We start from the raw sequence: 12,746 nt of genomic DNA on the forward strand, positions 1-12,746 counted from the left end.
TCGAGGGGGCTCAGTTGCGCGCCGGCGCCGGCTTGTGCATGGCAACGCCGGCCACCACCAGCGCGACGCCAGCGAGGTCCTTCATCTCGGGTATCTGGCGCAACACGATAGCACCGATCAGTGTCGCCACGGCCGGCAGCAGCGCCAGCATCAGCGCAAAGGTGGCGCGCGGCAGGCGAGCCATGGCGAACTGATCGCAGATGTAAGGAATAACCGAGGAACAGATGCCGACGCCGGCGGCCGCCATCAAAAGCATGGGCGAGGAAAAGGCGGGCAGGGCTTGTCCGAAGCCGACCGGCAGCACGACGACAAAGGCGACCGCCATTGCGGCGCCGAGGCCGGTCAGGCCGCCTGTTTCGGCGCGCGAAACGCGATGGCCGAGCACGATGTAGGCAACGAACAGGCCGCCATTCAGGAAAGCGAAACCCAGGCCGACGGGATCGCTTGCCCAGCGGATGTCGATGAGCATGAGGACGCCAGCGACAGCGACGACCAGCGCCGCGACATTGCGGGCGCTGCGCAGGCCGACCAGTGCCACGCCGATGGTGCCGACGAATTCGATCGCCGCCACCAGCGAGATCGGCAGGCGGTCGAGCGCCAGGTAAAAGGAGCAATTCATGATCGCGAGGCAGACGCCGAAGGCAACCAACAACCGCCTGGTGGCCGCATCGGTATGCGCGAAGGTGCGCCATGGCCGCGTCAACGGCAGGAAGATGAGCGCCGCGACACCGATGCGCAACCAGGCCATGCCAAGCACGCCGATCTGCGCGAAAAGCAGCACCGCGAAAGCCGGACCAAGGTAATGGAAGACGGCGCTGACGAGGAACCAGGCCGGTGCGGGGATGCTGGTCACCAGCCGGCTGGTAGCAAGGGGTTGCGCTTGATCGCTCATGGCATCATCATCGCAGGGAAAACAGCTTTTCCATATGAGCGGATGGTGCCCTGGAAACTCGATATGCCTTGAAAACGGAGATGGTTTTGACCGATGAGACTCGGAAACGAAAATGCCGACATCGATGCGATCGACGTGAAGCTGCTGCGGCTTCTGGAAAAGGACGCGCGGACCAGCATCGCGGAGCTTGCGCGTTCGGTGGGGCTGTCGGCGCCGAGCGTGGCCGAGCGGATCAGGCGGTTGCAGGAAAGCGGCGTGATCGAGGCCTACACGGTGCGCATCAGTTCGACCGCGCTTGGCCTGCCGCTTTCGGCATGGCTGCGTATCAGGCCCGTGCCCGGCCAGCTTGCTACCGTCGCCGAAATCATCCGCGGCCTGCCGGAGATCGCCTTATGCGATCGCGTCACCGGCGAGGATTGTTTCATCGCGCTTGCCCATGTCGGTTCGGTCGCCGAGCTGGAGCGGTTGATCGACCGCATCATTCCCTATGCGATGACCAACACGGCGATCATCCAGTCTTCGCCGGTTACCGCGCGTTCGCCATTGAAGGCGGCGCTGCGCGCGCTTGGGCATGATGCGGAGAGATGATGGGCCGGGACAAGGGCGTGGAAGCCGGCAAGCGTTTCCCGAAATCCACAGTGCCGCCTTGTTATCGCCGCCGCGCGCGAGTTTAGTCTTGCCCCGTGGGCGCGGTCGTTTAAGTCTGTCGGCGCTACTAGAAGCCAGTCAAGGCGATGTCATGGAAAAACCATTCGACCCCAAAGGATCCGGACCCAGAATGGACGATAATTTCGACAAGGCCGCCATCGCCGTCATCATCGTGTTCGGCGCGTTGATCATTGGCGGGCTGATGGCAGCCAACCTCGTCATGGGCCACCGCAACGGCTTCCTTTATGCGCTGGGTGCCGCCGGCACCGCCTGGATCGCCGGCCACATGATCCTGTTCGACCTGCCGCGCGCCTATGCGTTCATGGTGGCGGCGTCCTTCCTTTTGGCCTTCGCCTCGACGCTGTCGCTGGTGACCTGAAGGCGCGGGCGCGAACGGGTTCGCCCAGGAATTTCACACATTCGGCTAAGCATTTGTGGAGAGGCGTGCATGGCGCGCCTCTTTTTGACGTGGCCGGAATTCAACCCGGCCCGCGTTTCGAGCGCGCCTGCTTGAGGATGGCGCGCCAGCGCAGCATGTCAAAAGGGATCGGCTCGTTGGAGTTGGCGATCTGGAAGATTTCGTTGTTGAGGTTCTTCAGCGAACGCCAGAAATCGTAGTCGCTGATGCGCGGGTCGGCGGCCAGCTTGGCCGAGAGAGCCTCGATGTCGATTTTCATGCTCGTCCTTCGGCCGGCTTCCTCCGGCCATCCTCCGCGCTTCGTGCCGGCCTCCCGCTGCCGTGTTTTCGTGCGCGCCGCTGATTCGCTCAACGGCGCGAAACGGCTTCTCCCCGTTCAATATTGATTAAGGTTAACGCAGCCGATGCGGCTTCATCTAGACCGTCTTTCGGCGGATGCCGATCGAACGACCGGCGCGTTCGGGGAGGGCCAGGCCGGCATGGGCGGCGCGCATCGCTTCCACCTTGGCCAGCACATCCGCCGGGAAGGGAGCGACCTTCGGCCCGCTCATGTCGACATGCAGCGAAAGCGATTCGGATGTGGCGGCCAGCCAGCCGTCGACATGGCGGATTTCCTGATAGACGCGCAGCCGCTTCTCATCGTGGTCGAGAAGCTGGAAGGTGGCGGTCACCTTGTGGTCGAGATGCAGTTCCTGCACGTAGCAGACATGCACTTCGGCCGTGTAGATGGTGAGCTTGCGGCCCACGGCATAGTCTGGCCCCATGCCCATCAGCTCGAAGGCTTCGTCCGAACAGCGGTCGAACAGCACGTTGTAATAGGCCATGTTGAGGTGGCCGTTATAGTCGATCCAGTCCTTTTGGATATCCATGACGCGGGAGACAAAAGGGGCGGGGATGGGCATCGCGTAGTTTCCTCTGGCGCTGGACAAAGCCGAATGGCACGGCAGACTACGTGTCCATAAGGTGAGAGCAAGGGCCGCGCTGGTCCATTCGCGGAGGAAAGCATGGCCCTGAGCGACCTCGTATCGGTCGAACGCAACGAGGAAGGTATTGCCGCCGTCCTCGGTATCCTGAAACTGCAGCTCGACGAGCGCTTTCAGACCGGGCAGGCGATCCGCGAGCAGCACGCCCACACCACCACCTATATCCCGACACAGGCGCCGGATGGCGTCGCCTTCTGCGAGACGACGGAAGAGGTACAGGCGGTGGTGCGGGCCTGTGCTGCACACCACGTGCCGGTGATCGCCTTCGGTGTCGGTACCTCGCTGGAGGGCCATGTCAACGCGCCGGGCGGCGGCATCTCGGTCGACCTGTCGCGCATGAACCGGATCCTCGCCGTCAATGCCGAGGATCTCGACTGCCGGATAGAGCCTGGCGTGACGCGCGAGCAGCTCAACCAGTATCTGCGCGACACCGGCCTATTCTTCCCGATCGATCCCGGCGCCAACGCCACTTTGGGCGGCATGGCGGCGACCAGGGCATCGGGCACCAATGCGGTGCGCTATGGCACCATGCGCGAGAATGTCCTGTCGCTGACGGCGGTGATGGCAGACGGCGAGGCGGTGACGACCGGCAAACGCGCCAGGAAGAGCTCGGCCGGCTATGACCTCACTCGGCTTCTGGTCGGTTCGGAGGGCACGCTTGGCATCATCACGGAACTGACGCTGAAGTTGCAGGGCATTCCGCAGGCGATTTCGGGCGGCGTCTGCCCGTTCCCGACGCTGGAGGCGGCGTCGCGGGCGGTGATCCAGACCATCCAGATGGGTATTCCGGTTGCGCGTATCGAATTGGTCAACGCGTTGCAAATGCGGGCGATGAAAGCCTATTCCAAGCTCGATTATCCCGAGAGCCCATGCCTGTTCCTGGAATTCCACGGCAGCGATGCAGGCGTGGCCGAACAGGCGGAGACCTTCGGCATGATCGCCGAGGAAAACGGCGGCGGACCGTTTCTGTGGACCACCGTTGCCGAGGAGCGGACGAAGCTGTGGAAGGCGCGCCATGATGCCTATTGGGCCTCGCTGACCTTGCGGCCCGGCGCGAAAGGACTGTCCACCGACGTCTGCGTGCCGATTTCGCGATTGGCGGAATGCGTGGCTGCAACCGAGGCCGACATCGCCGAGATGGGGTTGATCGCGCCGATCGTCGGCCATGCCGGCGACGGTAACTTCCACGTGCTGGCGTTGATGAACCCGAACGATGCCGGCGAGGTGGCGCTGGTCGAGCGCTTTGTCGCCCGGCTCAACGTGCGGGCGATCGCGATGGAGGGCACCTGTACCGGCGAGCACGGCATCGGCCAGGGCAAGGCCGGGTTCCTGAGAGCCGAGCACGGTCGCGGCGTCGACGTGATGCGCCAGATCAAGCATGCGCTCGATCCGCTAAACATCATGAACCCGGGCAAGATCCTGCCGGCCTCGGCCAATCCGCCGCATTGATCGTCCGGACAGGCTCGGCTACTGCCATTTCGTCCAATCGGGAATTTTATGCGCAGAGACGTTCATCGCTGAATGCCGGTCACGACCGGGAGGCCGCAAGGCCGATGCTGGCGCGTGCGCGCCACTCTCTGAAACTAAAAATTCCAAGGACATTTCCATGATAAAAGACCGTGGCGCGACGATCCGCGCCTATCGTGACGATCTCGACCGTGACCGGCTCGCCGAAATCTGGCTGGCGGCGTCGCGGGTCGGCCATCCTTTCCTGAGCGAGACGGAACTGCTCGATCAGCAGGCCAAGGTCAGGAATACCTACCTGCCACAAGCCGAGAATTGGGTCGTCGAGGACAATGGCAGCCAGGTCGGGTTCATCGGCCTGATCGACAATTTCATTGGCGGGCTGTTCGTCGACCCGACCGCGCATGGCAGCGGGCATGGCAAAGCGCTGGTGCTGTACGCCGCAACGCTGAAAGGAACGCTCGACCTGGAGGTCTATGCGGCCAATGTGGCGGCCATAGGCTTCTATCGACGCTTGGGGTTCCTTGAAGTCTCACGAAGCCAGCGGGACGATGAGGGCACATCGCGCGAGGTCGTCCTGATGCAGCGGCCGGCGTCGGAACAAGGCTGTCCCGGCAGATAAAACAAAACGGGCGGAACGGTGAGCCGTTCCGCCCGCCTCTCGGTCACATTGCGGCTAGCAATCGCCGTTGAAGAAGCAGTCGTCCCGACGGCGATCGTCATAGCGACGGTCGTAATAGGGATCGTAGTCGCGGCGCCGTTCGATGATGATGCCGCCGCCATTGTCGTCATAGTAACGACGCACGGGGCGACGGCTAGGCGAACCTTCGCCGAAGACGGCGCGGCACCCACCATCGACCCAGATGGTACCTGAATCACGGTCGTAACCCCAGGTGCGGTTGCGGATGCAGGGGCTGTCCGATTTCTGTCGCAGGATGACGGCGGATCGGAAATCGGCTTGGCATTCGTTGTATTGGTCGCCATTGGACGAACATGTCACGGTGCGCCCGGCGCTGGCCGGTACGGTGGAAACGCCCACAAGGGCGGCAAATCCGATGAGGGAGGCGGCGGCTATTCTGAACACGGTTGGATCTCTATTTCAGTATGAGCTCATTTTATGAAACGCCCCCCGACCCGACAAGACGCGGCCAGGCAGTGCAAGGCGAAACTAGCGCGTGGATTTCGTCATTTTTCCATCAGCGACATTCACGAATGCACCGACAAATGTAATGGATTGCGAGATGCCACTTTATCAACGCAGCATTGCCGTTAGATTGCGGGCACATTTTTACCCAGCGGTTTCGGAGTGATGCTCGCACGCCTGTTCGTTATCTTCGGTGGCCTGTTCGTGCTGGCGCTGCTTGCGGCGCTGGTGGTGCCGCCGTTCATCGACTGGACGGGCTACCGTGCCGACTTCGAGCGCGAGGCGAGTGCCATCCTTGGCCGCAAGGTGACAGTGAAAGGCAGCGCCACGGCGCGGCTGCTGCCGTTCCCGTCGGTGACCTTCACCGACGTGTCAGTGGCGGGCGGTCCCGGCGGTGCTGCTGCAATGACGGTCGACACCTTCTCGATGGATGCGGAGCTGGCGCCGTTCCTGCGCGGCGAGGTGCTGATCTTCGATATGCGGCTGGTGCGACCCAAGGCGACGATCGGCATCGCGGCGGATGGGAAGGTCGATTGGACGGTGCGGCCGTCTTCGCCCTTCGATCCTGCGCAAGTTTCGATCGAAAAGCTGACGGTGACCGGCGGTTCTGTCGAACTGCGCCAGGAGGCGAGCGGCCGCACCCATCTTTTGAGCGATATCAATGCCGTCGTCTCGGCAAAATCGCTGGCCGGACCGTGGCGCATGGAAGGTGCGCTGAAGGCCGACGGCGTGGCCACGCGCGTCAATGCTACGACCGGCAAGGCGGACGGGGCCGGCAAGATCGCGCTGAAGGTCAAAGCCGACCCCGAGGGTTACCCGTTGTCCTTCGAGACAGACGGCACGGCTGGCGTCGAGGACGGCAAGGCGCTTTATGCAGGCCAATTCCGCCTGTTTGGCGACAATGGCGCCCGGCCGGCCGCCGAAGGCAAGCCGGACGCAGGCGCGACGGGCACTGCGGAAGGTGGCAAGGCACCGCCCGGCTATCGGTTGACCGGTAAATTCCAGCTCGATCACAGCAAGCTGGCCGTCAACGAATTCCGTTTCGAGACCGGGCCGCTCGACAATCCTTATTCGGCCGACGGCAAGGCCTCAATCGACCTCGGTGCCGACCCGCGCTTCGCCATCACCGCCAGCGGCGCCCAGGTACAGTTCGACGAGGCATCCGGCGCAGGTCCGGGCGTGACGATGCCGCAACGCGTTGCGGCGCTGGAGCGGGTTCTGCTCGCGCTGCCCAAGCCGGCCATGCCCGGCACGGTCGAGGTGAAGCTGCCGGCGGTGGTGGCGGGTGACACCACGATCCGCGACGTTGCCGTATCGGCCGAACCCACCAGCGGCGGATGGGCGGTCAAATCGCTGGCGGCGACGTTGCCCGGCCGCGCCACATTGGAAGCCGACGGACTGCTCGGCGTCGACGGGGAAGTGCGGTTCACCGGCTCGCTGCTCCTGGCGGTGGCGCAACCTTCCGGCTTTGCCGCCTGGTTGTCGAAAGATGTCGATGAGGCGATCCGCCGCCTGCCTGGAGCGGGATTCCGCGCCAAGGTCGACCTGACCGATGCCCGCCAGAAGTTCGACGACCTCGAACTGGCGCTCGGCAAGGCCAGCTTTCGCGGCAGCCTCGACGCCAACCAGTCGACCGGAGCGAGGCCGGCCGTGGCGATGCAGTTGGAAGGCAGCGCCCTCGATGTCGAAGGGCTGACGGCGTTCGCCTCGCTATTCGTATCGGACAAGGGTTCCAGCCGCTTCGCCGCGAGCGATCTGGACGCCAAGATCAAGGCCGGGCCGGTCAATGCCTGGGGCTTTTCCGCCGACACGCTGGACACTGCGCTGCGGTTGCGCGCCGGTACGCTGGAGATCGACAAATTGTCGATCGGCGGATTGGCGGGCACGGCGGTGAGCGCGACAGGCCGCATCAAGGATTTTCCGGCCGCGCCGACCGGCAGTCTCGATGCTTCGATGCTGGGTGACGACCTGGCACCGCTGATCGACACGGCGGCCAGCCGCTTCCCGGACAATCGGGTGCTGTCGGCGCTGTCAGAGCGCGGCAAAGCGTTTCCGGGGCTGTTCGCCGATGCGCGCCTCGACGTGGTGATGAGCGCGGCCGACAATGGCGACGGCACCACGGGGCTGGCGCTTTCGGGTAAGGGCAAGGTGGGCGGTTCCGCGCTGTCGGTTTCGCTGTCGGCGCATGGGCGCGCGACGGAGCTCGCCAAGGCGCCGTTTTCGCTGACATTCGACGCGAAGAATCCTGACGCCACGGCTCTGCTCGCGCTTTACGGGCTGCCGGCGCTGCCGCTTGGCATGTTGGGCGAAGCGACCACCGACATCACTGCCCGTGGTACGTTGGCCGGCGGCATCGCCACCGCCTTCAACCTGTCGGGACTGGATTTCCGCGCGCGTTTCGACGGGACGCTCACCGACACGCCGCAGGGGCTGGAGGCCAAGGGAAAGACCGGTCTCGACGCTACCGACATCGAGCCGTGGTTGATGAGCACCGGTGTGGTGCTGCCGACCATGGGCATGGGGGCGGCGGTTGGCCTGTCGGCCGATGCAAGCTATGGCAACGGCCAGGCGACGCTTTCCGATCTCAAGGGCGGCGTCGGCGGCACCGCCGTGTCGGGCAATCTGAGCGCGGCGTTTGATGACGGACGGCCGCATCTCACCGGCAAGCTGGCGCTGGATACGCTCGATCTCGACCCGCTGGCGGCGATGCTGTTCGGCAATGACGCATTGGCAAGCGACGGCAGCAACTGGCCGAAGGCGCCCTTTGCCGCCAAACCCGCGATGCAGGCGACCGCCGACCTTGAGTTGAGCGCGGCCACGCTGTTCGCCGGGCCGCTGACAACCGCCCACGACGCCTCGATGTCGCTGAAGCTTAGCGATGATGGGCTCGGTGTTTCCAACCTGACGGCGAAACTGTTCGGTGGCACGATCACCGGTCTGTTCGACCTAAAGAACAATGACGGCAACGGCCTGTTCAGCGGCCAGGCGACGCTTTCCAGCACTGATCTCGCCACGCTGTTGCCGGCTTCGGGTCTGTCGGGCTCCGGTACTTTCACCGCCACGCTTACCAGCAGCGGCAAATCGGTCGACGCGATGGTCGGTTCGCTTGCAGGCTCGGGAACAGCGGCGCTGAGAGGCATGACGATCGCCAACCTCAATCCGGATGCGCTGCCGGCCTTGCTGAGCAAGGCGGACGAGCTCGGCCGCGACATCGATGCGGCGCGGACGGCAGGCTTCGCTCCCGGCATCGTGGGGCAGGGCAGCTACGTTGCACACGATGCCGACATCGCCTTCACCGTGGCCGGGGGCGTGCTGCGCGCGCCGCCCGTCAGCTTCGAGACACCGGCCTCGACACTGTCGGCGGAGCTTTCCGCTGATCTCGTCAAGGCAACGGCCACCGCGCGCGGTACGCTGACCTATCGCCCGGGCGACGAGGCGCTTGTCGGCTCCGAGCCGGCGCTGAACTACAGCATCGACGGACCGATAGCGGCACCGGCGCGCGCGTTCGACAGCGCGCCGCTGGCGCAGTTCCTGACGCAGCGGGCGCTGGAGAAGGAGCAGCAGCGGGTGGAGGCGATGCAGGCGGTTTTGCTGGAGAAGCAGAGGTTGCGTCGCGAAGCGCGCTACTATGTGGCGTTGCAGGAAGAGCGCGATCGCGCCGAGGAAGCAAGGCGCAAGGCGGAAGAAGAGGCCAGGCAAAAAGCGGAAGCGGACGCCAGGGCTGCCGCCGAGGCCAAGGCGAAGGCCGACGCGGAAGAGAAAGCCCGCGCCGAACAGGCAGCGGCCGCAGAGGTCGAGCGGCGCAAGGCGGAAGCGGCGATCAGACTGGCCGTTGAGGAAAAGGCCAGGCTGGAGGCGGAACGCCGGGCTGCCGAGCAGACGCCAACTGTCGTGCCTGCGCCGCGTGCCGAGCCCGTTCCGGCCCCGACACCAGTGCCCAAATCGGCGCCCAAACCGGCGCTGGAGCCGTTTTCGATTCGGGATTTCTTGAAGTCGCTGCAGTAGCGCGAAAAAGCCGGGCCATCGTGACTGTGCCAAGCAGGCGCGGCTGCGGACTATGGCCAATGAAGGGAGGCTGCGATGAACGATGTCAGCGTGAGGCTGGCCGATGTCGACGATGCCGAAGCCTTCAGGCAGATCCGTATCGAAGCGCTGCGGCTGGAGCCTTCGGCTTTCGCCAGTCGGGTGGAGGACTGGGAGGTTTTGCCAGACGAGGAATGGCGGCGGCGCATTGCCGCCAACCCGGTCTTCATCGCCTTTCGCGGCGCCGAGCCGGTCGGCCTGATGGGATTGTTGCGGGAGCAGTCTTCGAAATCGCGCCATCGCGCTACCATCGTCATGGTCTATGTGCGGACCAGTGAGCGCGGCACCGGCATGGCCAAGGCACTGCTCGACACGCTCGCCGAACATGCGTGCGGCATCGGCATTCTGCAGCTCGAACTAACGATCAACGCCGACAATGGCCAGGCGCAACGTTTCTATGAACGCGCCGGGTTTATCCCGTTCGGCCGCATTCCAGCCGGCGTGATCCACGAAGGCAGGGAAGTCGACGAGGTGATGATGGCGAGACGTATCGGCTGACGCGGGAAAACCGCCGGCTGCAGCAGCTCTCTCTGAGCCTCAAAGATAGGCGAAGCCGGCGGCCAGCAGGCCGATCACGCCCAGTGCCAGCGACCCGTGCCATGGCCAGCGTCGCCCGCGCATGATGATGGACAATGTGGCGATGGCGATGGCGATGTGCAGCAAGGTTACCGCCAGCGTCAGGATGTGATGGCGGCGCGTGTGCAATTCGCTGTCGGTCAGCTTTTCGTCGACCTGCTGCTCCAGGGCTTTCGCGTCGGCCTGGATCTTGGCGCTGTCTTGCTCGTTGCGCTTGGCGTTGGCGGTCATCGCGTCCGCTGTTGGCCCGCCTTGCGCCGCAGCCACTTCGTAAAGGTTCTTCTTGATGCTCTTGGCCTGATAGAAGGCCCATTGGTCGCTCGCCTTGTTCTGCAGATAGGCGGCGTCGCTCTTGTCGTTGATTGCCTCGGCGGTCTCAAGCGATTCAAAGCTGCCGACGGTCGCCGCCAACACCGCAAGCACAGCGATCGTCACCGAAACGGTGATGAGGAAGGGGTTGCCTTCGCTTGCCGCATGTTCGGCGTGTTCGGCCTGTTCCAGATGTTCCTGCGTGGCATCTTCCATCGTCATTCCCCCCAAATTGCCGGAAGTCGCCGTTTCCGAACCGGCCGCCGCGTATCGCAGCGGCGTGCGTCAGGCAGGTCGCCGCCGGGCGCGGCCTGGTCGTCGTCAGGTCATTGCGCCGGCTGCGTGGCCTGTGTGGGCGCCGTCTGCTGTTGCTGAAGTTCCTGCTGATGCTTCAGCTTGCGTGCCGCCACCTGCTTTTTATGCAGGGCATGGCCGGCGACGCAGCCACCAACCGCGCCGACGACGCCGTGGTGTCCAGCATAGTGCCCGGCCACGCCGCCCGCAACGGCTCCGGTCAGGCAGCCCACGGCCCCTGCCTGGGAAACCGGCATGGCGAATATGGTTGCGATCATTCCTGCAAGCGCCAGGTTTTTCATCGACACACCCTTGTGGTTGTGTTGCAGCGAGTCCCTTACACGCGATGATGCGGAAGCGATTGTGGCGCGATTGCGACTGGCGGCGCTGTTCTCGCGGATGTGATCGAAGCGTGCGAACCTGCCGGTAGGTGGTGTTCTGAACACGCGACCTGTTTCATATGTCCCGGCATATAGAGCCGCAATGAAGACGATAAGCCTTGCGTCTCCTCAGGACGGTCTACTGCGCCGGCTTTTCCCGTTGTGTCGTAAGTATCTGCAAAATCATGAGGATTCCCGTTGTAATTGCGGTGGCCTGAAGGATGATTTGAACAATTCTATCTCTTGAAAACATCCGCCCGTTGTTGGCAAGGTGATCCCGATCTGCGCGTGATACGGGGGCAGTTTTGCTATCGTCGATCAAAGTCTCTCAGCTGCTTCAGCGGTGGCCGGTCGTTCTCTGGTTTCTGGGTGTTGCGGGCATCTATTTCTTCGCCTTCCACAAAACCGAAATAGGCTTGACTCGTGGATGCCAGGATGGCGTCGGTGAAATTGGCCTCGAGAAAGCAAAACGTCTTTCTATAGGTAGTGATTACTATAGAATTTATCTCGCATGTAAGTATTATACGGGATCTGGAGTTTCAAAAGACCTAAGAATTGCTTTACAGTATTTGGAAGATTCAGCAAAGAAGGGAAGTGCGTACTCGCAGGTAGTGCTCTCTGGGTTCTATATGAGAGGTGAAGGTGTTGGAAAGGATGACGAAGAAGCCATGCGGTTGCTTCGCCTCGCTGCGCTGCAAGGTGACGCTCAGGGGCAATTCCGTTTAGGTGTTGCCCACTTATACGGAACCGCTGTCAAACAGGATGACGCGCAGGCCGCTCAATGGTTCCACAAAGCTGCCGACCAGGGGCTACCTGAGGCTGAGCAGGCGCTGGGTGCTATGTATGGTAGCGGGCGTGGGGTGGCTAGAGACGATGCCAAGGCTGTGCAATTGTTTCGAAAGGCCGCTAAACAGGGAAATGCCGAAGCACAGTATGATCTCTGTTCGGTGCATTTTTCGGGCACCGGTGTGCCGCGGGAATACGAGACTGCATTCCAATGGTGTAGTAAGGCCGCGGAGCAAGGGCAGGTTTCGGCGCAATATCTGACTGGGACAATGTACCTGCAGGGGCAAGGTGTCTTGAAAAATGAGATGCTGGCTCTGCATTGGTTGCAAAAAGCTGCGGAGCAAGAGCACCCAGAAGCTCAACTCCACCTTGGCGTAATGTATCTGAATGGTCAGGGGGTGAAAAAGGATGATTTTCTCGCATTCTTATGGATGCGGCGATCTGCTGAGCGCGGATTGAAGGAAGCGCAAGCAAATCTTGGAAAATTTTACTATAACGGCATTGGCACAAAGCAAGATGGTGTGTTGGGGGTGGAGTGGATTAGGAAGGCTGCGGAACAAGGAGATGCTGGTGCGCAGTACGATCTCGGCGTTGTTTATTTCAATGGTCGGGATGTAAAGAAAGACCTCGTCGAAGCTGAGCGCTGGTGGAGGAAGGCAGCAGGGCAAGGAAATGAAGATGCCCGGAAGATACTGAAAGATATATTCCCCGATGGCTCGAGCGGGCTGCTCTGACACCCGGAAATTTCACCAACGCCATAGCGCACCGA

Annotated in this window: 13 protein-coding genes; 7 read left to right on the plus strand and 6 right to left on the minus strand. The window is 62.8% G+C overall.

All coding sequences use genetic code 11. The features are described from left to right. Nucleotides 1-10 precede the first annotated feature (10 nt). Complete coding sequence (locus FZF13_RS18870) at nt 11-892, minus strand: EamA family transporter (protein ID WP_036255049.1); 882 nt, start codon at nt 890-892, stop codon at nt 11-13. A 93-nt stretch (nt 893-985) separates the two neighbouring features. On the opposite strand from FZF13_RS18870, the gene FZF13_RS18875 reads away from it, so the two are divergent. After that, nucleotides 986-1,480, plus strand: a complete 495-nt coding sequence (locus FZF13_RS18875; protein WP_024924450.1) for an Lrp/AsnC family transcriptional regulator — start codon at nt 986-988, stop codon at nt 1,478-1,480. 190 nt (nt 1,481-1,670) lie between these two features. Then, on the plus strand, nt 1,671-1,919 hold the full coding sequence (locus FZF13_RS18880; protein WP_024924451.1) for a hypothetical protein: 249 nt from the start codon (nt 1,671-1,673) through the stop codon (nt 1,917-1,919). Nucleotides 1,920-2,019: 100 nt separating this feature from the next. On the opposite strand, the gene FZF13_RS18885 is transcribed toward FZF13_RS18880, so the two are convergent. Together FZF13_RS18885 and FZF13_RS18890 are read right to left on the minus strand one after the other, a co-directional pair. Beyond that, nucleotides 2,020-2,217, minus strand: a complete 198-nt coding sequence (locus FZF13_RS18885) for a hypothetical protein (RefSeq protein ID WP_024924452.1) — start codon at nt 2,215-2,217, stop codon at nt 2,020-2,022. 157 nt (nt 2,218-2,374) lie between these two features. Further along, entirely contained in the window at nt 2,375-2,860 is a 486-nt protein-coding gene (locus tag FZF13_RS18890; protein ID WP_024924453.1) for a thioesterase family protein, read from the minus strand. Nucleotides 2,861-2,962: 102 nt separating this feature from the next. Here FZF13_RS18890 and FZF13_RS18895 point away from each other — a divergent pair, with 102 nt between their 5' ends. Both FZF13_RS18895 and FZF13_RS18900 read left to right on the plus strand, forming a co-directional pair. Next, the gene (locus FZF13_RS18895) at nt 2,963-4,390 is read left to right on the plus strand and encodes an FAD-binding oxidoreductase (RefSeq protein ID WP_024924454.1); all 1,428 of its coding nucleotides are present in this window, start codon (nt 2,963-2,965) and stop codon (nt 4,388-4,390) included. A 157-nt stretch (nt 4,391-4,547) separates the two neighbouring features. Next, nucleotides 4,548-5,027, plus strand: coding sequence for a GNAT family N-acetyltransferase (locus tag FZF13_RS18900; protein ID WP_024924455.1), 480 nt, complete (start codon nt 4,548-4,550; stop codon nt 5,025-5,027). 54 nt (nt 5,028-5,081) lie between these two features. Here the strand turns inward: FZF13_RS18900 and FZF13_RS18905 are convergent, their stop codons facing one another. Then, nucleotides 5,082-5,489 carry a DUF3011 domain-containing protein gene (locus FZF13_RS18905; RefSeq protein WP_024924456.1) on the minus strand — a complete coding sequence of 136 codons (408 nt, stop codon included), beginning with the start codon at nt 5,487-5,489 and terminating at the stop codon, nt 5,082-5,084. A gap of 225 nt (nt 5,490-5,714) precedes the next feature. Here FZF13_RS18905 and FZF13_RS18910 point away from each other — a divergent pair, with 225 nt between their 5' ends. Then, entirely contained in the window at nt 5,715-9,554 is a 3,840-nt protein-coding gene (locus tag FZF13_RS18910; protein WP_024924457.1) for an AsmA family protein, read from the plus strand. 75 nt (nt 9,555-9,629) lie between these two features. Beyond that, nucleotides 9,630-10,130 carry a GNAT family N-acetyltransferase gene (locus tag FZF13_RS18915; protein WP_024924458.1) on the plus strand — a complete coding sequence of 167 codons (501 nt, stop codon included), beginning with the start codon at nt 9,630-9,632 and terminating at the stop codon, nt 10,128-10,130. A gap of 39 nt (nt 10,131-10,169) precedes the next feature. Here the strand turns inward: FZF13_RS18915 and FZF13_RS18920 are convergent, their stop codons facing one another. Both FZF13_RS18920 and FZF13_RS18925 read right to left on the minus strand, forming a co-directional pair. Next, nucleotides 10,170-10,733: a DUF4337 domain-containing protein gene (locus FZF13_RS18920; RefSeq protein ID WP_024924459.1), complete on the minus strand. Its 564-nt coding sequence runs from the start codon at nt 10,731-10,733 to the stop codon at nt 10,170-10,172. Between the two features lie 110 nt (nt 10,734-10,843). Further along, on the minus strand, nt 10,844-11,113 hold the full coding sequence (locus tag FZF13_RS18925; protein ID WP_036255050.1) for a hypothetical protein: 270 nt from the start codon (nt 11,111-11,113) through the stop codon (nt 10,844-10,846). Nucleotides 11,114-11,496: 383 nt separating this feature from the next. On the opposite strand from FZF13_RS18925, the gene FZF13_RS18930 reads away from it, so the two are divergent. Beyond that, nucleotides 11,497-12,711, plus strand: coding sequence for an SEL1-like repeat protein (locus FZF13_RS18930; RefSeq protein ID WP_139116494.1), 1,215 nt, complete (start codon nt 11,497-11,499; stop codon nt 12,709-12,711). Nucleotides 12,712-12,746: the final 35 nt, after the last annotated feature.

Origin of the sequence: Mesorhizobium terrae (genome assembly GCF_008727715.1) — a bacterium.
GTDB lineage: Bacteria > Pseudomonadota > Alphaproteobacteria > Rhizobiales > Rhizobiaceae > Mesorhizobium > Mesorhizobium terrae.

Bases quoted from the DNA above. Each gene is read 5' to 3' on its own strand.
- FZF13_RS18870 (WP_036255049.1), bottom strand. From the start codon at position 892: ATGAGCGATCAAGCGCAACCCCTTGCTACCAGCCGGCTGGTGACCAGC.
- FZF13_RS18875 (WP_024924450.1), top strand. From the start codon at position 986: ATGAGACTCGGAAACGAAAATGCCGACATCGATGCGATCGACGTGAAG.
- FZF13_RS18880 (WP_024924451.1), top strand. From the start codon at position 1,671: ATGGACGATAATTTCGACAAGGCCGCCATCGCCGTCATCATCGTGTTC.
- FZF13_RS18885 (WP_024924452.1), bottom strand. From the start codon at position 2,217: ATGAAAATCGACATCGAGGCTCTCTCGGCCAAGCTGGCCGCCGACCCG.
- FZF13_RS18890 (WP_024924453.1), bottom strand. From the start codon at position 2,860: ATGCCCATCCCCGCCCCTTTTGTCTCCCGCGTCATGGATATCCAAAAG.
- FZF13_RS18895 (WP_024924454.1), top strand. From the start codon at position 2,963: ATGGCCCTGAGCGACCTCGTATCGGTCGAACGCAACGAGGAAGGTATT.
- FZF13_RS18900 (WP_024924455.1), top strand. From the start codon at position 4,548: ATGATAAAAGACCGTGGCGCGACGATCCGCGCCTATCGTGACGATCTC.
- FZF13_RS18910 (WP_024924457.1), top strand. From the start codon at position 5,715: ATGCTCGCACGCCTGTTCGTTATCTTCGGTGGCCTGTTCGTGCTGGCG.
- FZF13_RS18915 (WP_024924458.1), top strand. From the start codon at position 9,630: ATGAACGATGTCAGCGTGAGGCTGGCCGATGTCGACGATGCCGAAGCC.
- FZF13_RS18920 (WP_024924459.1), bottom strand. From the start codon at position 10,733: ATGGAAGATGCCACGCAGGAACATCTGGAACAGGCCGAACACGCCGAA.
- FZF13_RS18925 (WP_036255050.1), bottom strand. From the start codon at position 11,113: ATGAAAAACCTGGCGCTTGCAGGAATGATCGCAACCATATTCGCCATG.